The sequence below is a fragment of the Corticibacter populi genome (genome assembly GCF_004217315.1).
Taxonomy (GTDB): Bacteria; Pseudomonadota; Gammaproteobacteria; order Burkholderiales; family Burkholderiaceae_C; genus Lampropedia; species Lampropedia populi.
Window position 1 is genome coordinate 599801 of record NZ_SGWR01000001.1, and the last position, 25272, is coordinate 625072.

Genomic DNA, 25272 nt, shown 5'->3' on the forward strand with positions numbered 1-25272 from the left:
CGATGCGGCGCAGGCCACGCAAGTCAGGCTGCGTCACATCCAACCATCCACCATTCACCACTGCATCCATGAAAGTCGTCATTTGCGGCGCCGGACAGGTCGGGACCACCATCGCCAAGCACCTTGCCACGGAAGGGATCAATGTCACTGTCATCGACATAGACCAGCGTCAAGTCAGCCGGATCGATGAAAGCTATGACGTGCGGGGCGTCGCAGGCCATGCATCGCATCCGGATACGCTGCGCAAGGCCGGCGTCAAGCACGCCGACATGCTGATCGCCGTCACGCGATCAGACGAGGTCAACATGGTGGCCTGTCAGGTCGCTTACTCGCTCTTCGGCGTGAAGCGGCGCATCGCCAGAATCCGCCATGGCGGGTATCTGGCCAAGGACACCAGCGGACTCTTTGCCGCCGAGCATCTGCCGATCGACGTCATCATTTCGCCCGAAATGGAGATCGCAGAACGGATTGCCCGTCGCCTGCGCACGCCGGGGTCGTTTGACGCGATGCCACTGGCCGGCGGGCGCATGGAACTGCTAGGCATCCACGTCGATGCCGCGCATTGTCCGGTGGCCGGCGAGCGGATCGCCGATATTGCTGAAGTTGAACAGTTTCAGGGAATGGCGATCATGGCGATCATGCGCAAAGGGCGCAGCTTCGTGCCAGCCGACAGTGACCGGATCGAGGTCGGCGACGATGTGTACCTCGTCTCCAAGACGGAGAGAATCAAGGATGTGCTGGTCGCGTTCGGGCACCAGGAGCGCATGGGCAAAAGACTCATCATCGTCGGGGCTGGCAACGTGGGTCTGCACCTGGCCATGGAGATCCAACAGGTTTCGCCGCATGTCGACATCAAGATCATTGAACAGAGCCGGACTCGTGCGGAGCAGGTTGCCAATGCACTCGGAAGCGCCGTCGTTGTTCTGCATGGAGACGCGCTGGAGCAGACCATTCTTGAAGAAGCACAGGCGGGCCAGGCAGAAACCACCGTGGCGGTCACCAATGATGATGAAACCAATATCTTTGTCTCGGTGTTGGCCAAGCAGCTTGGTTGCAAACGTGCCATCACGCTGGTCAACAAGAGAAACTACGAGGTGCTGATGCCGCGCCTGGGCATCGACTCGGTGGTCAGCCCAAGCGCCGTCACCATCTCCACTGTGTTGCGGCACGTCCGGCGCGGCGCGATCGCCGCGGTCCATACGCTGCGAGAAGATTTCGGCGAGGTTGTCGAAGCCGAAATCACTGAAGAATCTCGCCTCGTGCATCGTCCACTCGATCAACTCGGACTGCCTGCCGGCATGAAGGTCGCAGCCATCGTCAGGGACGGCCAGACCGTCATGGCCCGGCCGGAGGCGCAACTGCGCGTCGGCGACCGCATCGTGGCAGTGATTACCTACAGCGATCTTCGGCAAGCGGAAGCATTGCTTGGTGCCGCCAGGAGGCCTGCTGCGTGACCCTGGCCCCCAACCGCAGTGCCGCGCTGCAAGTGCGGCCGGCGGCCAGTGCCAGGCCGGTTCTGTTCCTCGTTGGGATGGTGCTGCTGGCTACGTCCGGCATGATGCTGTTACCCATGCTCGTAGACCTGTACTACGGCAACCGGGACTGGTGCGCCTACGCTTTCTCGGCGACGCTGTCAGCAGCGATCGGCTCCACGCTTGTCCGCAACCGCCGCAAGTCGCTCAGGGCGGGCCTGACGCTTCGCCAGGCATTCATGCTGACACCGCTGAGCTGGTTCAGCGTCGCAGCCGTCAGTGCCACGCCTTTTTTCCTTGCCGACTACGGCAGCGTCAGCGGCAATCTTGCCAACGCCTTTTTTGAGTCGGTATCGGGTATCACCACGACTGGGGCCACTGTCATCTCCGGGCTGGAGGGGGCCCCACCCGGCATGCTGTTGTGGCGCGCGCTGCTGCAATGGATGGGCGGCATCGGCATCATCGCCACTGCAATTGCCATCCTGCCGGCGCTGGGTATTGGCGGCATGCAGCTCTTTCGCACCGAGTCCTCGGATCGCTCGGAAAAAGCGATGCCCAGAGTGCGGCAGATCACGCTGGTCATCTGCTCCGTCTATCTGGGCTTGACGGTATTTGCGGCCCTGGTCTACTGGCTGGCCGGCATGAAGCCGTTCGATGCGGTGGCGCACGCACTGACATCCGTTGCCACTGGCGGTTATTCCACTTCCGATGGTTCTTTTGGCACATGGGAGGCGAACGGCATCCAGTGGTTTGCTACGGCATTCATGCTGGCTGGCAGCATTCCCTTTGTGCTGTACGTCCGGTTCGTCGCGGGCGACAGGCGGGCATTCTGGGATCGTCAGGTCAGAAGCCTGCTGATGTTTCTCGCCCTCGTGATCCTGCTGCTTGGGAGCTGGCTGGCGCTCTCCGGCCAGTACGCGCTGGAGCCGGCATTCCGACACGCGGCTTTCAACGTTGTATCGGTGGTGTCGACCACCGGCTACGCGACGGTCGACTACACGCTGTGGGGCAATGCGGCAGTGGCCGTGTTCTTCGGCCTGACCTTCATCGGCGGCTGCACAGGCTCCACCTCCGGGGGCATCAAGATTTTTCGCTTTGAGGTCATGGCGGTGATGCTGAAAGCGCACTTCCTGCGGTTGATCTACCCCAATGGGGTGTTTCCGCGCACCTACGGCAATCGCCGGCTGGACGACGATGTTGTCGGCTCGGTCGTGGCATTTCTCACAGTGTTCTTTTTGTGCTATTTCGTGCTCACCGTGCTGCTGATGGCCCTGGGGCTGGACTTTCTCACAAGCGCCTCTGGAGCGGCCACCGCACTGGCCAACGTCGGCCCTGGTCTGGGCGAGATCATCGGGCCGGCAGGCAATTTCTCTTCGCTGCCTGATGGCGCAAAATGGCTGCTGTCCATCGGCATGATGCTGGGTCGGCTGGAACTGTTCACCGTGCTTATTCTGTTCGTGCCACGGTTCTGGCGCTGATAGCACCACTCATTGTTTAACGGTCCTTAGTAAGGAATCTCAGCCCTACGCCCGGTTCGGTCATGATGTAACGAGGCGCTGACGCATCATCCCCTAGCTTGCTTCGCAGCTTGCCCACCAGGACGCGCAAGTAATGCGCATCCTGCGCATGTGTTGGCCCCCACATCTCCTTGAGCAACTGCGTCTGCGTGACTAACCTTCCTGGTTGCTGGACCAGCAGCGACAGTAATGAAAACTCCTTGCGCGTCAGCGCAACGGGTTGTCCCTGCATGCTGACTTCGCGCAGCGCCAGATCGATTCTGAGCACGCCGTCGTCGTAGGCCGGGTGATCCTCGGCGGTCGTTGGCACAGTGCGCAGAAACGCGCGGATGCGTGCCATCAGCTCCTCGATGCTGAAGGGTTTGGTCACGTAATCGTTGGCACCGGCGTCGAGCAAGGCCACCTTTTCGTTTTCAGCTGCACGGACCGTCAACACAATCACAGGCGCCCGCGACCACTGACGCAATTCCTTGAGCACGTCCTGGCCATCCTGATCTGGCAAACCAAGATCAAGCACGACCAGATCTGCCCCCTTGCTGGCCAGCAGCGTCAGCCCCTCTAGACCGGTTTCTGCCAGCATGGTGGCATAACCTTGAGAGCGCAGGCTGATGTCAATGAATTTGCGGATCTGCGGTTCGTCATCAACGATGAGAATACGGGCCGAACGCGCTGCGGTATGCGTTTCACTGGGAGGTCCCATGTTCTTTCGTCTCCGGAGTGATGTAGCTGCCCCAAGGCAAGGTCAGGCGAATGGTGGTGCCGCGCTCTTGCGGGCCCGGTAGCGCCTCGACGTTACCCATGTGTGCACCAACGATACCTTGGACGATCGTCAGTCCGAGGCCTGTTCCCTGCCTGCCCCGATCACCGCGCTCAACACTGTAGAACATGTCGAAAATGCGTCGACGCTCCTGTTCAGGGATGCCTGGCCCACGATCCGAAACATCGATCTGCAACAGGCCGTCTTCAGTACGACGTACCCGAACCTGCACAGCCTCTCCCGAAGGCGAGAACTTGGCGGCATTCTCCATGACGTTGAAAAGCGCTTGCTCCAGCAGTGCGGCATGTACGTGGATGGGGGGCAGGTCAGCAGGGATGTCATGCTCGATCCGCACACCTGGCTCGTAGCGCTGCAGGCGTCGGGCGGCTGAGCCCACCAGCTCGTCGATACCTATCCAATCACGCGCCAGCGTCAAGCCTTGCTGTCCCAACCAAGTCATGTCCAGCAGGTTCTGGATGTAGCGGTCGAGCCTTTCACCTTCCATACGAATGGTCTCCAGCAGGCTTAGCTGATCCTGGGGACCCATGTCTTTGCCGTAACGCGCCAGACTGTCGGCAGCGCCAATCATGGACGACAGCGGCGAACGCAGATCGTGCGAAACCGAAGACAGAAGCGCTGATCGCAGTCGCTCTGTTTCGCCCATCACGCGGGCCACTTCCAATTCCGACACCAAGCGTGTGCGCAAAGCGGCCTGACCAATGTCTTCCACCATGCTTTCGGCCAGGCGCCGCTGCTCGAACGGCAAACGAGCCATACCAGCGGGAAACCGCAGGCCAACCACGCCCAGCGTGTCCTCATCCGAGCGTACTGGCAAAAACCACCAGGCTGAACTGGTCAGGGTATCGGTGTAGCGGCCACTGGCTTGACCGTTCTGTTGCGTCCAGTCTGCCGCCAGCATATCCTTGTCGCTCAGTTGGATGGCTCCTGCCCCTGGGCCCAATTGATCTTTGATGCGTATCCATGCTTCAGCATGGAGTGCGGATTTCATTCCGGCAGTGCCGGCAGCGACGACTTGTCCGAGATCGGCTGCCTTGGCCAGCCGCCGTCCCAAGCTCTGCATAGCCGCCGCATGGGTGTTGGCCGCTCGCAGTGCCAGAACTTGCATGCGCAACTGTGAAGCCAGACGGCCAGTAATCAATGCTGCCGCCAAGAATAGCACCACGGTCGCCACACCGCGATGGGCACTGATGAGAAACGTGTAGTGTGGCTCAATGAAGAAGAAGTTGTAGGCGAAAAAGCACAAAGTCGCGGTGATCACGGCAGATGCCATGCGTGTTCGCGCGGCCACCAGCATGACAGCAACCAGAAAGACCAGCGACGGATCCCGCAGTCCCAGCGAGTATTCGGCCAGGGTTGCCGTGCACACAGCGCCCACGCTGGTCAGTAGTGCCAACAATACTTCTTTGCGCGTAAGTCCCTCAACGTTGAAACCCGGCCGCTGCCATGCACGTTTTCGCATCTGCGGTGTACTGATGATCGTCAGGTCATAGCGTGCGCCGCGCTTGAGCAGTTGCTGCGTTAAGGTCCGATTGAAGAAGCTGGCAATAGGTCGCTCGCGCGTGCGCCCAATAACAATCGACCGCGTGCCATACACGGCGGCGGTATCGAGCAGAGCCTGGGTGACATCGCTGTTATGCACCACTTGCGTCTCGCCTCCCAGGTTGCGTGCCAGCGCGAACGCTTTGTCAATCTCCAATAGGCGCTGCTGTTCGTTGCGCGTCGCGCTACCAGTTGCCGTTACGGCACGTTCCGCATCAGGTGTCGGCTGGGTGGCACCGGCGGAGCGTCCGGTTTCTACCGTCACCACCGACCAGGGCGCGCCACGACGCTCAGCGATTCGCGCGCCGGCACGCACGAGGTACTCGGAGTAGCCACGGCCGTCGATAGCGATCAGCACATGGCGCTGGATGGCAACGCCATCAAGGCCGCGGGCGGTACGTTTTTCGCGCAGATCGGTATCCACGTGCTCGGCCACAGTCTGCATCGCCAGCTCGCGCAAAGCGGTGAGGTTCGATGGCGAAAAGAACGCCTGCAAGGCCTGAGCAGCCTGCCCAGGCGGGTACACTTTGCCTTGGTTGAGCCGCTCGATCAGCTCGCGAGCAGGCAGGTCCACCAGGCGGATGTCGCGCAACCGCTGGAAAACGGCGTCGGGCACCGTCTCGCTGACCCGCACACCGGTGATCTGATGCACCACGTCGTTGACGCTTTCCAAGTGTTGAATATTGACAGTGGTGTAGACATCGATGCCAGCATCAAGCAATTCTTCCACGTCCTGCCAACGCCGCTCATGGCGGCTGCCAGGCGCATTGCGGTGAGCGAGTTCATCGACCAGCGCAATCGCAGGCTTACGCGCCAACAAGGCATCTAGGTCCATTTCCTCCAGTAACCGCCCCTGGTACGCCACCTCCTTGCGCGGCAATAGTGGCACGCCGCGCGTCATTGCCTGCGTCTCGCGACGGCCATGCGTTTCGACGATGCCAATCAGCACGTCCACGCCCTGTCGCCGCAGTTCACGCGCACGCGTGAGCATGGCGTAGGTCTTGCCCACGCCTGGCGCGGCACCAAGAAAAACTGTCAGGCGGCCACTGGCCTGGCGCTTGACCTCATTCAACAATGCATCGGCTTGTTCAGTCTGTTCGATTCCCACCGCGTTTCTCTCCCCGCTCTGCACGGATTCATCTGTGCAGAGCATCCAGCGCCAAGTTCAATTCAAGCACGTTCACGCGTGGCTGCCCCAGCAAGCCTAGTTGCCTGTGCTGCGTATGCTGGGCAGTCAACGCTTCGACCGCCTCAGGAGCAAGTCCACGCGCACGCGCCACGCGGTCGGTCTGAATGGCTGCCGCCTGGGGGCTGATGTGCGGGTCAATGCCGCCGCCCGATTGCGTGACGAGATCGCCAGGTACTTCGGCAGGCTCAACGCCTTCCCGCTGCGCCACGACCGCACGCGCTGTTTCCACGCGCTGGCGCATTTCGGGGTTGGTGCGCGCCTCATTGCTGCCGGATACCGCCATTGCATCGTAATCGACGGCGGAGGGGCGCGGCTGAAAGTAACGCGCATCCGCGAACGGCTGGGCGACCAATGACGAGCCAATTGCAGTGCCATCACGCTCGATCAGGCTGCCATTCGCTGTAGCCGGGAACAGTGCCTGACCCAGGACGACGCCGGCCAGCGGGTACAGCAGACCAAGGCCGAGCAAGGCGAAGACCGCCAGAGCGATAGCGCCTCGCAGCACCCCCCTGTCGAGCACAGGCTCAGGCGCGCTGGCAGGCGAGATGGTGTTGGTGTTTTGAATCGGCATGATCGAAACCTCAGAAAGAGAACAGAGCGGAAATCACGACGTCGATGGCCTTGATCGCAAGGAATGGCAATACGACACCACCGACGCCATAGATCAGCATGTTGTTGCGCAACAGCTGCGTTGCACTAGATGGCTTGAAACGCACGCCGCGTAGTGCCAACGGAATCAACAGCGGGATGATGATGGCGTTGAAGATCAGCGCCGACAGCACCGCGCTGGCCGGGCTACTCAGGTTCATGATGTTAAGCGCCGCCATTTGCGGAATCGCCGCAGCAAACAGTGCCGGCAGGATGGCGAAATACTTGGAGACGTCATTGGCCAGCGAGAAGGTGGTCAGTGCGCCTCGCGTGATAAGCTGCTGCTTGCCAATTTCCACCACGGCCAGCAGCTTGGCCGGATCGCTGTCCAGGTCGACCATGTTGCCGGCCTCCTTGGCGGCCTGGGTGCCCGAGTTCATCGCCAGGCCCACATCGGCCTGGGCCAGTGCCGGCGCATCGTTGGTACCGTCGCCGACCATTGCCACTAGGCGGCCGCCGGCTTGCTCGGCGCGGATGCGCTCGAGTTTGTCCTCGGGACGCGCTTCGGCGACGTAGTCGTCGACACCGGCCTTGGCGGCGATGTTCGCTGCGGTGAGGGGGTTGTCGCCGGTAATCATCACGGTTTTGACACCCATGGCGCGCAGGCGGGCAAAGCGCTCCTTGATGCCGTGCTTGATGACATCAGACAGTTCGATCACGCCCAGCACCTGCCGGCCATCACTGACTACCAGCGGCGTGGCGCCCTTTCGCGCCACCTCGGCCACGCGCGTCTCAAGCTCGCGCGGGACATGGCCGCCCAGGCCTTGCACGTGCCGCGCAATCGCATCAATAGCGCCCTTGCGGATGACGCGCTCGTTCGGCAGATCCACTCCCGACATGCGCGACTGCGCGGAGAATGGCACGAATTGCGCACCTGTGGGCTCGTCAATCTGCTCGTTCTTGCCGCGCGCGAGTTGGACGATGGACTTGCCTTCTGGTGTCGGGTCCGCCAGCGATGCCAGCAACGCGGCCCGGCGCAGCTGAGTGCCATCCACGCCGGCGAGCGCGTGGAACGCCGTGGCCTGCCGGTCGCCGTAGGTGATGGTGCCGGTCTTGTCCAGCAGCAGCACGTCAACGTCGCCGGCCACTTCTACCGCCTTGCCGGACTTTGCCAGCACATTGGCCTGCAACGCGCGGTTCATGCCTGCGATGCCGATGGCCGGCAGCAGCCCGCCGATGGTGGTCGGGATCAGGCACACCAGCAGCGCGATCAACAGCACCACGTTGACCTCTACGCCAACGAATCCACCGATAAATGGCAGGGTCACAACGACGATCAGGAAGGTCAGCGTCATTGTGCCGAGCAGCAGCCCCAAGGCTATCTCGTTGGGTGTCTTCTGCCTGTTGGAGCCTTCCACCAGCGCGATCATGCGATCGAGGAAGCTGTTGCCCGGCTCGACCGTGACGCGCACGACGATGCGGTCGGACAGCACTTTGGTGCCGCCGATCACGCCGGAGCGGTCGGTGCCGGCCTCGCGCAGCACTGGCGCCGATTCACCGGTCACGGCGGCCTCGTTGATGGTGGCCAGGCCCTCGATGATCTCGCCATCGGCAGGCACCAGTTGGCCTTCTTCGATCACGACCCGATCGCCAGGCCGCAGTTCGGCGGCAGGCACGGTCTTTTCCCCGCCCGCCTGGTCGAGCCGTCGTGCCAGCAGGTCCTGACGGGCGCGGCGCAGCGAGGCCGCCTGCCCACGCCCACGCGACTCGGCTACTGCTTCGGCGAAATTGCCAAATAGTACTGTGACCAGCAAGATCAAGGTCACGGCCCAGCCAAAGCCGGGCTGGGCCCAGCCTGCCAGGGTGGCCGCCGCAGTCACAAAGGTACCCAGCCAGACCACGGCCATGACCGGGTTCTTGATGATGTGCTGCGGCGCCAGTTTGATGAAGGCGTTGATCAGTGCTGGTACGAAACCGCGCTCTTCCAGGCGCGAAGCACGCCTTGGTTTGTCTTGAGAAGTCATATGGCTCATATTGGTCTCCTCAGCGCGTAATCAGCGTCAGGTGATCGGCTACTGGGCCAAGCACCAATGCTGGCATGAATTGGAGCAGCGTTAGCGTGACGATGACGGCAATGAGCGTCAGCGCGAAGGTGGGGGTTTCAATTTGCAGGCTGCCCGTGCTCTCCGGGGCCTGGCGCTTGCGTGCAAGCGTGGCGGCGATTACCAAGGGAATGATGAGCGCTGGATAGCGGCCTGCGGCCAGCACGAAGCTGCACGTCACGTTCCACCACAGGGTGGCATCTCCCAGTCCCTCGAAGCCAGAACCGTTGTTGGCAAAAGCCGAGGTGTACTCATAAAACACCTGACTGATGGCGTGAAATCCAGGGTTCGAGTTCCCTGTCAGGCTCGGTACCGCCAATGTGATAGCCGTCAGACCCAGCACGACCATCGGCTGCAGCAGCACCAGAACTGCAAGCAGCTTCACCTCCGGCGCTTCGATCTTGCGGCCGAACAGTTCGGGCGTCCGTCCGGTCATCAGCCCCGCCAGGAACACGCCCAGCAGCAGATACGTCAGAAACTGTTGCAGTCCACTGCCGATGCCGCCCCAGATGGCATTGATCAGCATGTCACTGATTGCGACCAGGCCGGTGAGCGGCGCCAACGAGTCATGCATGGCGTTGACCGAGCCGTTGGAAGTTTGTGTCGTCAATGCCGCCCACAGCGCCGAAGGCTCGGCGCCCAGGCGCACCTCCTTGCCCTCCATCAACGCGAGGTCCTGCGAGGTTGACGAATGTGCTTCCGACCATATGGCAAAACCGGCGGAAGCTGCTGACATCGCCAGCATCGTGCCAAACACCAGCCCGGCAAACTTGCGTCGACCGGTCAGACCACCGATCATGAAGACCACGGCGACTGGCATCAGAATAAGCGCCAGAGTCTGCAATAGGTTGGACAGCGGCGTGGGGTTCTCCAGCGGCACCGAGCTGTTGGGGCCATACCAGCCGCCCCCGTTGGTGCCGAGCTGCTTGATCGCCACCATCGGCGCGACCGGGCCGAGCGGAATTTTCTGCTCTGTCATACCGGTCGTAGCATCAACAGGCGCAACCACAGGGCCGCCATTCAGCGTGGCTGGCACGCCCTGGCTGGTCAACAAGACAGACCACATCAGACACAGCGGCAGCATGAAGCGCAACGTCGGGCGGATCACGTCGGCCCAATAGTTGCCGACATCCACCGGCGCCTGCTCCTGGCCATCGGCCTTGCGAGCCTGCGCATTGCGTCCGCCGAACATACCCCGCAGTGTTGCGACCACCAAAGCCAGTCCCATCATCGGCGTGATGACTTGCAGCGTCACGATGCCCATCATGTGGGCGAGGTAGGAGAGCTGCGCCTGCCCGGAATAGTGCTGCTGGTTGGTGTTGGTCAGGAACGAGACCATGGTGTGCAGCGCCAAGTCCCAACTCATGTTGGGCGCTCCGTTCGGGTTGAGCGGCAGCCAGGCCTGGGTCATCAGGATCAGCCAGACGACGACAGCCAGCACCAGGTTGCTCAGCACAAAGGCGCTGGCATAGCCGCGCCAGCTCATGCCCTGCCGGGGGTTCGTGCCGATCAGCGCATACAGCGGCCGCTCCAGCCAAAGAAACACGCCATCGCTGCGCATCGGTTCGCCGCGCATCACTGCGGCCAGGTAGCGGCCCAGTGGCCATCCCAGCCCGATCGCCAGGGAAAATACGAGAAGAAACTCAGTCATGGCCTGACTCCTTCAAGCCCCACAGAGAGGACTGAGTCTGTCCATGCCGCCTATCAAAAAAAATACTCTGCCGGTCAAAACTCAAACCGGGCTTGGAAGGACTGGTGTTGAGGATCTGAACGTGGCGTTCGAGTCCAAAGCCGAGGTATATAGAGCTGGCTCGTGCAAAAGGTTTTCCTTCGCCTGCGTCCCCGGTTTTACTAGGTGGTTGCGAGCTACTAGGCGATACATGTTCTGAATCCAATGCCAAGCTGGTTGAGTCACGTGCCTCGATGCCGGTTGCAATCCCTTGCCGCAAATCTATTACCGGAGTTGCAACGGCCTGACGAGTCAGTTGAGTACTCTTGGTGGGCATGACTTCTCTTTAAAATGAATGGCAAAATAGCCATGCCAAAGTATTCAGTAGTACGCCATAAAATATCTATCCCACCAACCGCAGAAACCATAAATTCTGCGTAAATTTTCATTGAGTTCAGCATCGCTGCGATTCCATGAATTTGCTGCCACGAGAGCCTTCGCCAAACCTATATTCCATAACCAGCCAAGCGAACGGATTTCACATCCGTGCAACATGACTATCCATAGCAATGAAAAACCCTGCCCAGGCTCGCACCAGGACAGGGTTTTCGTTTCAAGGCCTCCTCAGGCTGCCAGCAGCTCCTTGGCCAGGGCCACTTCGATGCTGTCGCCCTCGCTCTCGTTGAGGACATCGAGGCCGGACTCTGGCATATCGCCGCTTGTCGACTGCGACACCGCGATCTTCTTGCCCATGAGTTTGAGGCAGTCCATCTGCGTGGTGCCGGCGTAGCCCAGGAAGATCACGCGCACGTCGTGCATCTGCCCAATGCGCCAGGAGCGCCGCGCCGCTTGCTGCACGGTATAGACGTTGAAGCCGCTCTGCATGAAGACGATGGTCGGAAAGTCGAGCAGATCCAGACCGGTCTTGACGAGCTCAGGGTTCGTGATGAGCACGTCGATTCCACGGTCGACCTGGTCGGCCACCCAATCTTCACGCTTGGCGGCATCCACGCTGGCGCGCAACACACCAACCTTGAACCCACGCGCTTCCAGCAAGGCCTTGAGCCTGGCTGTCGTGTCACGGGTGCCTGAGTAGATCGAGTAGGCAAGCACCTTGCGGCCGCGGGCCTTCTCTTCCATGCAGATGTCGATGAGCTGCTGCTCCTTGGGGGAGCATTCAGCGTCGTCGAACACCTTGGCCTGAAAATGCAGCGTCGCCTTCGTGCGCGGGTGCCGCACCGTCTCCGTCCGAAAGCAGCAATCCGGCCATGCCAGCAGCACGTTCATCACAACACCCAGCAGCGTGCTGTCCTTCATTGCCAGCGCCTGCTTGAGGATCATCACGAGCTTGGCAGCCATGGCCTGGTAGGCCTGCCCCTGGTCTTCTCGCATCGGTACCGCGATGAATTCCTCATCGTAGGCCGGCAGCACGTCCTGACCGATGTCGCGCAGTTTCAGGAACACGGTGATGGGCAGGACGTAGCGCAGGATGCCGACCGGGCCGAAGCCTGGCGCCTTGCTGGTGCGAACCGTCAGGCTCTTGCCCTTGGCCGTGCGGTGCGAGCTGCTACCCGTTTCCTTGTACACGTCCTTGAGCACCCCATGCTCTCGCATGAAAGCCATCGTTGCGGCCGCCATTGAGCCGGTCTTGCTGGGTTTGTAGCCATCGGCCACCATGACGCTCGGGTCGATGCGCCAGAGCAGGTGATAGAGATCGTCGGCATAGCCGCCCATCAGGGTACCGGTCAGCAGCAGCACCTTCTCGCATTGGCTGGCAAGCACACCCATGGCCTGGCCCTGGGCGGATCCTTCGTTCTTGTACTCATGGCCCTCGTCCACCACCAGCAGGCCGAAGTAGTTCTTCGGAAGCTGCCTCTTGATGAACTCGGTGGGTTGATAGCCGCCCTGCCCGATCGAGAACTCGAAGGAAGCCAGGCTGCGCTCCATGCGCTTGGCCTGGCGGTCGCTGAAGATCAGATCCCCGTTCCCGTCCATCAGGTTCACGAAGTCGTAGACGTTGTCCTCGAGCATGCCGGCGAGAAACTCCTCGCCGAAGGTCTTGAGCAACTTCTTCGCTGTGGTCGGGCCGATGGTAGGCAGCTGCTGCAGCGCGCCAAGCACCAGGTCGAACATGGAGTCCTTGGCACGACCTGGCCGCATCAGCGTCCAGAGGGGCGATTTGCAATGCTCGCACTTGCGCCGCTTGTCACCGAGCCAGGCCTTGGCCATCTCGGCGGATACAGGCAGCTTGTCGCCGTCATCCGTCGTCGACTCCAGTGGCCGCATGCAGCTCGGGCAGCATGCGGCGTCGAAGCGCTGACCGTCCCACAGGATGGTCCGGGTCAGGAAGGACGGTCGCCAGTGAAAGCCCATTCGCATGCGCACACGGCCGAGCACGAAGAATTCGGGCTGGTCGGTCTTGTACCCCACGGCCGCACGCAGCTGCAGGAGCTTTCGCAGCGTGTCCGGACCGTTGAGAATCCAGACCTTGGCGCAATGGACCGTCTCCAGGATTTCGCGCCGCCACTTGTAGACCAGGTGCGGCGGTGAGATCACAAGCGTGCGCGGATGCGTTTGCTGCATCACCGCTGCCGCGCAGATGGCCATCATGGTCTTACCGGTGCCCATCTCGGCGTTGAGCACGGCCGCTGGAGAGTCCAGATCGACCAGCAGCTTCACCACTGCTTGCACCGCCTCGGCCTGGGGGTCAAACGGCTTGCGCTTGAGCGATTGCATGATGGCCTGGCGGTACTGCCAGGCCTGCGTGGCGTGATCGATCTCGGGAACGTAGACCGGTGGATTCTGCGTTCGCACCTGGTGCAAGAGCCCTTGTCCGAATTCCCGGATGAATTCACCCAGCGAGATGGTCTCGCCGGCAATGCTGTCGAGAATGTCGCCGCCGCTGTCCGCCTCCTTCACATCCTGCGGCTGCCGGGCATTGATGTCCTCGATGTCAGGATGCTGATCTGCCGATACCGGCAGATCGGTCACGGTTGCTGTTTCCATATGTCGTCGCTCCAGGAAAAAACGCGAAGCGACGTCCCCATCGGGGCCGTGCGCCCGCATGGGTTGATAAAAGAGAAATACCCTGGCAGAGTTGCCTGCCATGCCGCGCTTTCAGTGTTGAGCGCGGCTGAAACCGATTCGATTGGTTCAAGCGGTTTCCCTCAGTCCACCGGCGCAGCGATGGACTGAGGGAAACCGGCTGAGGCCGGCTCCTGATTCAAAGCGTCAAGGTGCGCTCACGCACAGACTGGCTCACGAAACGAACGAAGTGGTCAGTGATGCTCACGCGTACAGCCTGGACAGGACCGATGCGCCGATAGCGTCCAGTCCCGATTGCCATGACCGCCTCGCGTTCGCGGCACCACTGCATCAGCAGTCCTCGCCAGTGATCTGGCAAGGCCACAGGGGACAAGGTCTTGATTAGCGTCCAGACCTTGGCGTCGATGTCTGTTGGTTCGCCTTCGCGGCTCACCACCCAGCCAATGCGGTTGGCCTTGTCGAGCTCCTGCAAGGCCCTGTCGTAGATCCACATCTGGGTCAGTGGTCCGAAGATGTTTTGCCGCGGCAGACGCCCGGAATGCTTGGCCAGACGTTCGATCGCGCCGACCTCGACCAGCTGGCGGCCGCCGGCGGCATCGGCAAGGTTGAATCGCCGAACGCCCCCCTCCTTGCTGCCCAGCTCCAATGCGGAGATGAACTGCATGACGGAGCTGTCGCGGCCGTAGAAGGAAAGAAAGACGAGCTGGCCATCGTCGCTGCGAAGGCATGCGTCGACCCACAGGTCGACGAAACCCTCGATGCGATGGAGGCGGGAGAGTTGCGTCATGGTGTACTCCAGATGCAAGCGAGCACACCCAGCGGGTGTTGCGCCCGCTAGGGTTGATGAAAAAGACCAGGTAGGTCGTGAAGATCAGTCGTCTGACTCGATGGGAACCCAGTGCCAGACCGCAACGAAGATGCCCGCATTCCCGATACGGACCTCGGGGTGACCGTCCACTTCGCGGTCACTGTCGCCTCGATACTGTTCCCGTAGCTCAGCGATCTCCTTGGCATGTTTGCGCCGCACTGCCTCCTCCTCATTGAGATGGCCTTGCAGGCTGCGCACCGCCAACGCCAGGTTGCCATTGCTCCAGCAATCAACAACGTTGCGGGCAAGCATTTCGAGTTCAGGCATGTGCCTTCTCCTCATGTGCCTGGGCAGCATGGCCGTCGTGGCTTTTGCTGTAGAAGGTGTGCATGGTGTTGCTCCTGAAAAAAAAGCGGAGCAACGCCCCAGCGGGGGTCATAAGCCCCGCATGGGTTGAAAAATATGCCCTGGCAGTTGCCTGCCATGTCGCGCTTACAGGGTTGAGCGCGACTAGAAATCGATTCGAATGGTTCAAGCGGTTTCCCTCAAACCACTAAAGCAGTGGACTGAGGGAAACCGGCTGACGCCGGTTTTGTGTTGAGAGGTTGGTCCGATCAGATGAGTCAAGACCTCGCATTTTTGGCCGCGTAAAAAGCCTGCACTTTACGCACCAGATCGTCCAGTCTGGCTAGCACTCTCTCGTGCTGGGCACGGACATTCTTCTCCGTACAGCGATCGAGCGTTCGTACCAGATTCTTGCTGAAGTCTCCGTAGACCTCAAAAGTCACGAATGCACCATCAACCGTGACGACACGGGCGGTAGTGACCAGCTCCGGGCCGTGCTTTGCGGTGCGGATGTGTAACTCACGGTTTTTCTCATCCAGCACATAAACGGACAAGGCCGTCAGTGTGCGCCGTTTGAGGTCACGTTCGATCCGGGTTTCGATAGGCATGGTCTGCTCCTAAAAATAGGCGGAGCAACCCCCCAGCGGGAGTGCCCCGCATGGGTTGATAAAAAATGCCCTGGCAGGTGCCTGCCATGTCGTGCTTACAGGGTTGAGCGCGACTAAAAACCGATTCGAATGGTTCAAGCGGTTTCCCTCAAGCCACCCCGAAGGAGGCTTGAGGGAAACCGGCTGATGCCGGTTTGGTTATCGTCATACCTTGCTGATTAAACACATAACGATGTCGCAATTGTGAGGTCTAACCTCACCTCACGGCCTGCGTGGACTGCTCAGATTTGAGGGGGCCGTAATGGGCCTTAAGCTTGGCATTGATATCTTTGGCCACGCCTATCCAAGCTTCACCAGAGAGCATCGCTGACTCGAACTTCTCTGGCGTAGCCTGTGCCACTGCCTTGGCATGCTTCGCAATCGCGTCGATGATGAACATCTGCGCCAATGCCCCGTAGGGGCTGAACTCCATCAGTTCGGTCACGAATTCGACGTTGGTCATGCGGTGTGTCATGGCTGGCCTCCTCAGTATTCCGAAGGCAGCAGCAGCGTCGTGACGCTACGGTCGCATTCCGTGATGACCCAGACTGTTGTCGTGGCATCTACTTCGTAGACCGACATCAGCCTGGCGCCCACGCGCAGCGCGCGGTCGTTGGTTGCCCGATCCTCATCGCACACGTTGCCCCATTCGCCCATGGCATGGCGCGCAATGAAGACGAAAGGATTCAGGCGACCCTGACTGCTCAGCGCTTGAACACCCTGTGTCATGAGAACGCGCCCCAATGGGAAACGCCAGCGGGCTTTGGTCGCCCACCAGGCGCGCTCCAGCACGGCTTCAGATTGAACTTGCATAGTGATCTCCAATGAAAAAAGAAGGGAGATCACCAGCCCAGAGGGGCCGATGTGTCCCCCATGGGTTGAAAAAAATAGCAATCAGCCGCGGTGCTTGATCTGCTTCAGCAAAAGGTGCGCGCGACGAACTAGGTCAGAACGTGTCGCCCTGTCAGACGCCGGCATCGCATAGCCCTGATGAAGAAGCACAGTGTCCAGAGCTGCCGCCAGATCGTCGACCAGCTCCACCATCTCGCCAAGGCGCTGGCACGCCAGTTCGTAGGTTTCAGGCATAGCGATCCTCTCAGGCGATCTTGACGATCTGGCCTAGCCGGTGGTCCGGCGTGAACTCGATCGCGTTGATCACCGGCACGAAGCGATCGAGCAAGGTGATGGTCTGTGACACATCGCCCTTCTCGTTGATGTCGGTCTCCACCCTGCGCTCCTTGCGCTTGTAGGTGTCGCCCTTGATCAGGAAGGTGCGGCCGTTGTCGGCCCGGATCGCGCCAGTGACCTGGCCAGCGGCCAAAGCCAGCGCCTGGTGCCACGGCGTGAGATCACGCAGCGGCGGCCTGCACTGCCCCTTGACCTGGTTGAAATGACTTGTGAGCGCCCCCCACAGGAGGCTGTTCTTGTACTTCTCCAGCTCGTCGCGCAGCTGCTCTTCGTCCATGCGCACGGCATGAAAGTTGATCTCCTGCTCATGCGCGGCCGGCACCATGTAGGGATCGTCCTCCCAGGTGTCTGGCAGCTCTGCAGCGCCCTCGGCCGAGGCCTGTGCTTCCACCAGCGGCTGCAGGTCGGTCTTGTTGGCATAGCCGGCATTGCAGCGGATACCGATGACCACGCATTGCTTGAACTGCTTCTCGGGAGCCATGAAGACGCGCAGGTTTCGGAAGTTCCTCACCAGGTAGCCACGGATGTCGTCATCGAGGGCGTAGTGTGGAATGATGTAGACGAGCACCCCGCCATAGGCCAGGTATGGCACCGTCTTGCGAAGAAATGTGCGCTCGAGCCGCTCGGCCTTTTCATGCCCTTCCTCGGCCAGATTGCGCCCAGCCTTGTCGGAAACCCCGAAGCCATACGGCGGATTAAGGAACAGCAAGCCCATGCTGCGCGGCTTGACGACCACGTCGTGCATGTCCGAATGGATGACGCGGTTGAGCACGGTCTTGGCATGCCAGGCACGTTCCTTGTCGAACTCGATGCCCAGGGCCTCGATGTGACGTTGCACAGCGCCGGCAGCCTGCTCTCTGGCTATCAGCATCTGGCGAAGGTCAGCGAGAGCCGTCCCCTCGCCACAGCAGGGGTCCAGCAGCCTGTACGAGCCCTGTGGCGCCGGTGGCAGAGCAAGCATATTGCCCAGGCGTTCCAGCGTTCCAGCGTCGGTCGGGAAGTAACCAGCCTTGATGAAGTTGCGCGCCAGGCGCGCGAAGATCAGTGCCATGAGGCCTCCATGAAAAGAGGCCTGCTTCCCGATCGGGAACAGGCCCCGATGGGATAACGAAAAGCCAGCCGTGATGATCACGAACTGGCTGGTGAGAGTGATGCGGCGAAGCGCCGATCAGGGTGTTTGCTTCTGCGTCCACTGGCCCTTGTTCAGGGCTGCTTCAGCTGCAGCACGGGTAGGGAAATACTCCTCGGATTCCTTGCTGCATGGACCTTCTTCATCGGCAGTGCCGATGTAGAAGCCAGCTGCACTCTGCAGGACTTTGAGGGGTAAAACCAGGCCACACCATTGCTGCGCAAGGTGGCCAAATGACGAAAAGCTCATCGCGGTTCTCCTGTTGGTTGTCCGGGAGAAACCACCCAACGGGCAGTTTCGCCCGTATGGGTTGATGGTGGATTTCAGAACTGCTTGCGCAGCCCTGCCTGCTTGAGCACGCCATTGGCGGTGTGCCTCGACAGGATGGTTGAATCGACTGTGAAGTGCGCGTTGGTTAAGGGCGAGTACCAGATCTGGTGATCCCCCTTGCCATTGCGCACGAAAAAGCAGCCGGCACTCCTCAGTACCGCGAGGACTCGCGGCGTGAAACTCGCTCCCATGACAGCCCCTTTCAGGAAATGCCAGGTTGCAAAGCGGTGATGCGCCGGGCAAGAAGCTCAACGACATCGCCCTTCTCAGGACGCAAATCGTTGGCCTCCAACAGCTCAGGAACCATCACATCCAGCTTGCGCTGCAGATCATCCAGCGAATGCGCTTCGGTCGCCAGACCGGGCACATCGTTGGACGAGGCCACCCAGACTTGCGCCTCGGGGTCCCAATCTGCATTGACAAGATGGATCTTCATGTTCTGAAGGATGCTGGACTGCACAGTGAAATGTTGACTCATAGACTGCTCCAGGAAAACGAAGCAGCGGCCCTTGCGGGTGTGCTGCCCGCAGGGGTTGATGAAAAATTGGCGCCCAAGGCGTGAAGCCCCGGCATGCTTACAGGGTTGAGCATGCCTTGAACCGTTATCGATTGGTCAAACGGTTTCCCAAATTCTACTCTGAGACCAGGATTTGGGAAACCGGCTGATGCCGGTTTTGGTTTAAAAGCCATCAGTCCTGCTTGGCAAGACCGCTGGCATAGAGCATGTTGATGAATTTCTCCGGCCCTATGTAGTGATGAACCTCTTGCCGAGTCAGACGGGCATCCATCCTGAGCACTCGCATGCAATGCTCAAAAATGTCGTCGTCAATTCCTCGAAAGATATTCAACGCAAAAGGATAGTCGCCACCATTGAAGAGGCCGGCCAGGAAACGGGCCACTTTATGGCATTGACCACTGTTGCCGAGACTGATCTCGAATAGAGCATGCAGGGATTCGACACCATCACGCTCGATCGCCTCCAAACTTTTGGCGTGATCGGTTGCGGCCTGATCGAAGCGACTGGCGCCACACCAGAACTCATTGATCAGCTCCTGAAATGCGGCTGCCCGCGACTCCGGAACTTGTGTGGTGAAAGTCTCGTACCGCGCAGGTGCGGGCAAAGAATTGGCATTCATTGAAATCTCCAAGTACAGATATGCGACACTCCCTGCCATGACGGACAAGACGCATCGCCCATTTCGCGTGATTGAAGGAACGCCTCCGGTGGAGGTGGATTGGACCCACCTCCTCGAAGACATGGACATCAGTGAATCGGGGCCGATCCTGTTGCGGATGATCCGCATGCGGAAGGCCGCAGCCAATTCCGTGCTTGCAGTAGTTGAACCAGCGAGGCAGGCACATCAGCCAGCAGTTCCTGGCGCGCAAAGCACGCCTGGATCAGACTGACAACTGAACAGATCTGACCTGGTGCGACTTGCTCGCGCAAATCGACCGTGAGCTTGCGATAGTCGTCCTCCGTGCAGATTTGCATCCACTCGTTGAACGCCATGTGAAACAGGCGGCGCTGCTCCTCGCTGAGTTCTGGTAAATCTGAAACGATGGGGTTTTTAGGCATGGCTATCCTCCAAAAGGAATGGAGACAGCAGCCCCCATGGGGACTGTTGTCCCCATGGGGTTGATGAAATGCGATCAGGCGTGCTGATCTGTGAATGAACCGCTGAACTCGGTCATCTCGTCGATGGCAAGCAGAAGCGCCGTGGGAAGATCCGTCATGAACGGTGCCTTCTCCAGTAGCTTCCACAATGCATCACGCAGTTTGTAGTAGTCGTTCTTCGCGCAGATTTCCGAGGAAAAATGCACGTTGACGCTGAACGCATCAACAACTTCCAGCTTGACCAGATATGTGCCAGGCTTTGCGCCGCGCAACAGCGTTATCACGCCGCCGAACTGGTGCTCATCCCGGAGCAATACCCCAATGCTGAGGCAGCGCTCATAGAAGCACAGCGCCCAGCACCGAAGACCAGCCATTGCCGACCTGGTGTAATGCAGAAAGAGTTGAAGAACGATCGCCGCCAGCGCAGGGTGGTAGCCCTTGGTGGCGAGTTTGAAATTGCCCGACATGGTTTTCATGGGTAGCTCCAATGAAAAACGGGCAATCCTCCCTTGCGGGAAGCGTGCCCGCAGGGTGGAAAAAATGAAGATTGCTTCGGCCAGAGACCGGACACGTCTTCCAAGCTGAACGTGTCTGAAACCATTTTGAATGGTGGATGGTTTCCCTCAGCGCCCTGCCCCAGCATGACGCTCAGGGAACCCATCGGTTCCGTGTTTGAAATGGTACTTGAAAATTACCCCAGGCCGCAACGAACAATGCGCTGCTGGCCGGCTGCCGGCACGGGGTCGAGACAGCCAATGAAAGGCGCGTGAGTCAGGGCTGCGCATCGCGTTACACCTCCCAGCTACATCGCAAAGCCACGGCACATCAGGCTGCCGCCACCCTGAGTTGAGCTCGCCATGCCGCAATGTTGACGGCATGCAGCGAGCTGGCCAACATGCTCTGCGAAAGCATGTTGGTCAGCCCACTGCCGTGGGCTGTTTGTGAGATGGCAGCGCACTCAGTGCGATGGCATCCAGGTCTGAGACCGTGGGTCGAGCTCGTAGTCCAGCTCCTTCAGCTTGGCGATCTGCGCCCGGAAACGCAGGCGGTCCACAGTCGAATCGAGCTTGACTGGATCGCGTGCGAGAACGGCTGGCCAATGCTCGCCAAAGAGGCTCTCGAGCGTATCGGGATCTGGCGTTGCCGCTGGTGGTTGCTTGCGACCAATTCCGGCCAGCTTCTTCCTCAAAGCGTCCAGGCCGCGTGGCGCCACCTCTGCCTCTGACGGTACTGGTGCCTCAGTAGGTGTAGTCGGTAGGGGTAGGGTCTGGGCCTCGTCCGCTGGGTCTGGCTCGATGGGTTCTTCCTGCTCCTGCAAAGCATCGACGCCGTCAATGCGAAGGTCATGGAGCCTGGCACGAATCTCCGTGACACCTTTGCCGTAGGAAACGTACTGCGCAAGGTAGATCTCGCTGATCCATACCGTGCCGGTGTACTCCCCATCGCTGAATTGATCGAGCAGGGGGTCTTTCACTTTGAAGAGGCCTTCCTCGGCCAGCAGGTCGGCAACGCAGAAATAGCCATTGCTGCCACGGATCTGCTTGACTCGCAGCGTGACATTTTCCAACTTGATCATGATTGCTCCAGGTGTGATGCCGGAGCTGCCCTGCCGGGAGCTTGCCCGGCGTGGGTTGAAATGGAAATGGGCAACATCCTCTGCAGCGGATGTTGCCCATGGCTTGGAGTGTGCTGCCAGAGTTCCAGGCCGGCAGCTGGTCAAACCTGCGCTCAGAGGTGTGTGTCAACGGAGCATCGGTCTTTCGAGCACTACCCCGGACACACAAGGTGCCGTGTACGTTTCAGGGGTTGACGCACCGCAGCCAGTTGCCTGGCATACCGGTTTTGGGTGATACCGGCAAACACATGGAATGGCGGCAGTGTATCCCGAAATCGTCAATTCCTGCCCCATGAAGGTCATGGGGTGACCAAAAAAACAAACCCCCGATCGCACGAAGCGATACGGGGGTTGGAGGGGATACGTCAGGCGTGTGCCGGGGCACTACGTTGCTGACGATACCCGCTCGGTGCCTGGCGTTCGGGACGCTGGGCCGGTTGGGAAACACGCTGTGGACGACGCTGCGGAGCAACTTCCAGCTGCGGTGCAGGCTCGGCCGCTTGAGGCACTTCAGAAGCGGGCGCTTGGCCCTCATCATCATGCTGTGCAGCTTCGCCTTCTTCCGTTTCCGTTGCAGGACGCCTGTAGACGACTTCACCGTTGACCTTCACCGAATTGACGAGGATCAGGCGCCCCTTGATCAGGGTAGCCCATTCCTTCTGCCCGGTGGGGCGGCGGTTTACATCGCGAACATCGCGTTCGTAGAGGTGCGGGAAGATGTCGCCAATCCGGAAATTGACGAGCACCTTCGAGTGATTCTCCACGGCAGTTTTCAGGCTATCGATGATCGAGATGGTTGCGTCACCGCTCACACGCACATCGAAGTAGGTGTAATCCACTTCGTCAGCACTACCGCGGAGAGCGGCAATGCGGCAAGCGAGGAAGGACTCAGCCTTGCGACCGCGTCCCTTCACTTCGACCCAACGAACACTGTTGAGGTAACCGATACCGTTGGTGTGCAGGTTGAAATATTCACGGGCTTGGGTTTGCATGATGATCTCCAAAATTTCCAAAAAAATGGACGAGGAGATCGGCAACACCAAGCCGACCGTGAGGCCAGGATGGGGAAGCAGATTCCCCATCCGGGTTGCAATGACAAGAAAACTCCAACTCTTTCGAGCGTGCGCCTCTCAGGAGTTAAGACGCTTCGCGGTGCCTATCGGCGGTTCACAGTTCAAATGCTAGTGCAGAACTTTCAGGCTGTCAAACAGCGTTGACACCATAATGCAAGACAATTAATCCTTGATAATTTCGTCAGATATTAAATGGCTGGCTTCACACCGGAGAAGACAATCAATGAACACCAGTTTTAAACATCTGGCAAATCATAGTCAAGCCTCCACCACTTCCAATTCCTCTATGAATGCTTCAGGCACCTCTGCCTGAGCCTTCTGAGTCTCCGGCAGAGCGCAACGCACAGCCTCCACAACCTCGATCTCGGTATTCCGCTTGTTCTCCTGCAGCTGCAGCACGCCCTCGTCTATCGTTCCGGGAATGATTGGCACCAGGACCAGCACATCGCGCTTTTGGCCCAAGCGGTAAGCCCGGTCCTCTGCCTGACGCATGAGTGCCGGCGTCCATGGCATCGAGGCGAAGGCCACGATGTTGGCTGCCGTCAACGTGATCCCGACGCCGGCCGCAGACGTCGTTCCGATGAAAACCTTCGTCTCCGGATCTTCCTGGAACGTGTCTACAGCCTTCTGACGCTTCTTGGCCGAGTCACTGCCTACCAGGCTGACGCACTTCACTGAAATCGCCGCCAGGGCCTGTTTGAGCGCCTCCACGGTACTCATGTACTCGCAGAAGATGATGATCTTGTCATCCTCTGCCATACCCTCGACCGTCTCGACCAGGAACGGGATCTTGAGCGTCTCAAGCTCTCGCCGCAGCTTGACGATCTTCGGCATCGCCGTGAGCGTCATGTCGCCGTAGATCGACTTGTAGCCGTCCAGGCCTTCTGCCGGCGAGATGTAGCGCAGCTGCCGTTCTTTGGTGCCCAGATCCTTCAGGACTGACTTACTGCGCCGGAGCATCCAGCCCTTGATGGCCTCGGCCAGCGCCGCTCGCTTTTCGCTGCTGCCGGCATATTGCTTGCGGAAATCCGCAAGCGGCAGCCGACCCAGCTCGTGGCCAGTGATGCGCAGCAACGTGTGCATCTCCACTTCCCGGTTGAGCAGCGGCGTGCCGGTGACCACGTAAGCACGCGGAATCCGCGCCGCAAGCACAAACATGTTGCGTGTGCGGCCGGATCGGTGCTCCTTGAGATAGTGAGCCTCATCGACGGCCATGGCTGCGAAATCAAGCCCGACCTCACGCACCAGGCCCCCCATGCGCTCATAGTTGCCGACCACCCAATCGCAGGCATGCAACGTGGCCATGCGATCCTCGCCCAGCATGCCCACCTTGGCATCCGGGTAGACCATCCGGATCTCACGCTCCCAATTGAGGCGCAATGACGCAGGGCAGGCAATCAGCACCCTGCCCCGGCCTGCAGCCAGGCGCAATGCCACAACCGTCTGACGACTCTTGCCCAGGCCCATGTCATCGCCCAGGCAGGCACCTGACTGACGCACCAAGTGCTCAACGCCCACGGCCTGATAGTCCCGCAGCACTTCCCGCTGGAGCAGGTCCGCGAGGACGCTTCGATCGAAGGGCAAATCGGCATCACGTTCCCGGTCTGTCGAGATGAACGCTGTGCCAGCCTCGTCTTCTGCTCCGCCCCCTTCACCAAATGTTGGCGCTGCGCCAGGCACCTGGATGGGAGATGGGCCCGACGATCCAGTCGACAGATCTTCCAGGACAACGGGGCGCTCATGGATGAAGACGAATTCGGCCTCGATGCCCGCATGCTCGGCAAGCGCCTGCAGGATCTCATCCGGGCCGCCATGAACCTGCCATGCGCTGGCGTTTCGCTGGAAGTAGCCACCGAGCGCGTGCATGGCCCGCACGCAATGCTTGTCGTATGCAAAGCTGACAGCCCAACGACCGCGCTCGAGCTCGCCGCGGGCCAGTGGGAAGATCTGGACATCGAGCAGCTGCGTGAAATAGTCCGCGCTTGGGGCCTCCAACGCGGTTTTGAGCAGACCTGGTGCAGCATCCAGATCCACATATTGGCCTGCATAGGCCCGCTGCAGCGCTTCGACCAGAAAGCCATGCTGCAAGCGATCCAGCACCCACATTCGCCGTGGACCGCACCACCATGCCCCAAAGGCTTCGAGTGGCTTTTTCAGGCCAGGAACATGGGTCAGCTGCAACCCAATCCGGCGTCCGTCACTGGCTGCATTCAGTAGCAGCTCAGGGGGCTTCAGGACAACCGGCTTAAACATCAATAGGAGAGATCGACCGTCCCATGGCGGCGCACCTGCCAGAGAGCGACAAGAGCATCGAGCTGCAGGTCATACTGGCCGACCATCAAGCTCTCAGAATTCGTCTCATCGTCATAGCCGACAAAGAGCCGCGCCTCCCAGGACAGATCCGGCAACTGCAGCACACTGCCGACGCACTCGTCCTCGCCGAGCAGCCTGCACCCAGGCCACCTTCGCACATGCAGGAATCCTGACGTTTGGTCAGGCTCCTGAACCGGATGCTCCAGGACGGCGTAGTAGAGGCCGTCATCCAGCACAACACCCTCGACCTTCTCTTTCTTCATTTATATCTCCCAAAAGGCGGAATATCTCTGATCCAAATATCCTCTAC

Annotated in this window: 25 protein-coding genes; 2 read left to right on the plus strand and 23 right to left on the minus strand. The window is 60.0% G+C overall.

The genetic code is table 11. The features are described 5' to 3' along the window. Positions 1–68: 68 nt before the first annotated feature. Entirely contained in the window at positions 69–1454 is a 1386-nt protein-coding gene (gene trkA / locus EV687_RS02700; protein ID WP_122226328.1) for a Trk system potassium transporter TrkA, read from the plus strand. Further along, positions 1451–2950, plus strand: a complete 1500-nt coding sequence (locus tag EV687_RS02705) for a TrkH family potassium uptake protein (protein WP_242612438.1) — start codon at positions 1451–1453, stop codon at positions 2948–2950. The genes trkA and EV687_RS02705 overlap by 4 nt, the downstream gene beginning before the upstream one ends. Before the next feature lie 16 nt (positions 2951–2966). Here the strand turns inward: EV687_RS02705 and EV687_RS02710 are convergent, their stop codons facing one another. From EV687_RS02710 to EV687_RS02820, 23 genes are all read right to left on the minus strand, one after another. Next, the gene (locus EV687_RS02710; protein ID WP_122226329.1) at positions 2967–3689 is read right to left on the minus strand and encodes a response regulator; all 723 of its coding nucleotides are present in this window, start codon (positions 3687–3689) and stop codon (positions 2967–2969) included. Then, positions 3673–6414, minus strand: a complete 2742-nt coding sequence (locus tag EV687_RS02715; RefSeq protein WP_122227128.1) for a sensor histidine kinase — start codon at positions 6412–6414, stop codon at positions 3673–3675. Before EV687_RS02715 ends, EV687_RS02710 begins: the two co-directional genes overlap by 17 nt. Before the next feature lie 28 nt (positions 6415–6442). After that, a complete protein-coding gene (kdpC, locus tag EV687_RS02720) occupies positions 6443–7066 on the minus strand; it encodes a potassium-transporting ATPase subunit KdpC (RefSeq protein WP_122226330.1) in 624 nt (207 codons plus the stop codon). Positions 7067–7076: 10 nt separating this feature from the next. Beyond that, entirely contained in the window at positions 7077–9107 is a 2031-nt protein-coding gene (kdpB, locus tag EV687_RS02725) for a potassium-transporting ATPase subunit KdpB (RefSeq protein ID WP_122226331.1), read from the minus strand. A gap of 19 nt (positions 9108–9126) precedes the next feature. Further along, positions 9127–10836 carry a potassium-transporting ATPase subunit KdpA gene (gene kdpA, locus EV687_RS02730; protein WP_122226332.1) on the minus strand — a complete coding sequence of 570 codons (1710 nt, stop codon included), beginning with the start codon at positions 10834–10836 and terminating at the stop codon, positions 9127–9129. 642 nt (positions 10837–11478) lie between these two features. Next, positions 11479–13860, minus strand: coding sequence for a helicase-related protein (locus tag EV687_RS02735; RefSeq protein WP_122226333.1), 2382 nt, complete (start codon positions 13858–13860; stop codon positions 11479–11481). 217 nt (positions 13861–14077) lie between these two features. Beyond that, the gene (locus tag EV687_RS02740; protein ID WP_122226334.1) at positions 14078–14686 is read right to left on the minus strand and encodes a hypothetical protein; all 609 of its coding nucleotides are present in this window, start codon (positions 14684–14686) and stop codon (positions 14078–14080) included. An 84-nt stretch (positions 14687–14770) separates the two neighbouring features. Further along, entirely contained in the window at positions 14771–15034 is a 264-nt protein-coding gene (locus EV687_RS02745; RefSeq protein WP_122226335.1) for a hypothetical protein, read from the minus strand. Positions 15035–15330: 296 nt separating this feature from the next. Beyond that, positions 15331–15660, minus strand: coding sequence for a hypothetical protein (locus EV687_RS02750; protein WP_122226336.1), 330 nt, complete (start codon positions 15658–15660; stop codon positions 15331–15333). A 256-nt stretch (positions 15661–15916) separates the two neighbouring features. Beyond that, positions 15917–16162 (minus strand): hypothetical protein, encoded by a 246-nt coding sequence (locus tag EV687_RS02755; RefSeq protein WP_122226337.1) that lies wholly within the window; start codon positions 16160–16162, stop codon positions 15917–15919. A 23-nt stretch (positions 16163–16185) separates the two neighbouring features. After that, a complete protein-coding gene (locus EV687_RS02760; RefSeq protein WP_122226338.1) occupies positions 16186–16512 on the minus strand; it encodes a hypothetical protein in 327 nt (108 codons plus the stop codon). 81 nt (positions 16513–16593) lie between these two features. Then, on the minus strand, positions 16594–16785 hold the full coding sequence (locus EV687_RS02765) for a hypothetical protein (RefSeq protein WP_122226339.1): 192 nt from the start codon (positions 16783–16785) through the stop codon (positions 16594–16596). Positions 16786–16795: 10 nt separating this feature from the next. Next, a complete protein-coding gene (locus EV687_RS02770; protein ID WP_122226340.1) occupies positions 16796–17938 on the minus strand; it encodes a DUF6094 domain-containing protein in 1143 nt (380 codons plus the stop codon). Positions 17939–18055: 117 nt separating this feature from the next. Further along, on the minus strand, positions 18056–18265 hold the full coding sequence (locus tag EV687_RS02775) for a hypothetical protein (protein WP_122226341.1): 210 nt from the start codon (positions 18263–18265) through the stop codon (positions 18056–18058). A gap of 74 nt (positions 18266–18339) precedes the next feature. Continuing rightward, positions 18340–18537, minus strand: coding sequence for a type II toxin-antitoxin system HicA family toxin (locus EV687_RS02780; RefSeq protein WP_122226342.1), 198 nt, complete (start codon positions 18535–18537; stop codon positions 18340–18342). A gap of 11 nt (positions 18538–18548) precedes the next feature. Next, complete coding sequence (locus tag EV687_RS02785) at positions 18549–18824, minus strand: DUF1902 domain-containing protein (protein ID WP_207226365.1); 276 nt, start codon at positions 18822–18824, stop codon at positions 18549–18551. A 211-nt stretch (positions 18825–19035) separates the two neighbouring features. Continuing rightward, a complete protein-coding gene (locus EV687_RS02790; RefSeq protein ID WP_130466425.1) occupies positions 19036–19482 on the minus strand; it encodes a DUF7673 family protein in 447 nt (148 codons plus the stop codon). A 128-nt stretch (positions 19483–19610) separates the two neighbouring features. Further along, entirely contained in the window at positions 19611–19922 is a 312-nt protein-coding gene (locus tag EV687_RS02795; protein WP_122226345.1) for a hypothetical protein, read from the minus strand. A 74-nt stretch (positions 19923–19996) separates the two neighbouring features. After that, positions 19997–20437 carry a hypothetical protein gene (locus EV687_RS02800; protein WP_122226346.1) on the minus strand — a complete coding sequence of 147 codons (441 nt, stop codon included), beginning with the start codon at positions 20435–20437 and terminating at the stop codon, positions 19997–19999. A gap of 482 nt (positions 20438–20919) precedes the next feature. Continuing rightward, a complete protein-coding gene (locus EV687_RS02805) occupies positions 20920–21537 on the minus strand; it encodes a DUF3275 family protein (RefSeq protein ID WP_122226347.1) in 618 nt (205 codons plus the stop codon). Between the two features lie 404 nt (positions 21538–21941). After that, on the minus strand, positions 21942–22568 hold the full coding sequence (locus EV687_RS02810) for a DUF3577 domain-containing protein (protein WP_122227129.1): 627 nt from the start codon (positions 22566–22568) through the stop codon (positions 21942–21944). 339 nt (positions 22569–22907) lie between these two features. After that, positions 22908–24902: a DEAD/DEAH box helicase gene (locus EV687_RS02815; protein WP_122227130.1), complete on the minus strand. Its 1995-nt coding sequence runs from the start codon at positions 24900–24902 to the stop codon at positions 22908–22910. Further along, entirely contained in the window at positions 24902–25225 is a 324-nt protein-coding gene (locus tag EV687_RS02820) for a hypothetical protein (RefSeq protein ID WP_122226348.1), read from the minus strand. Before EV687_RS02820 ends, EV687_RS02815 begins: the two co-directional genes overlap by 1 nt. Between the last annotated feature and the right edge of the window lie 47 nt (positions 25226–25272).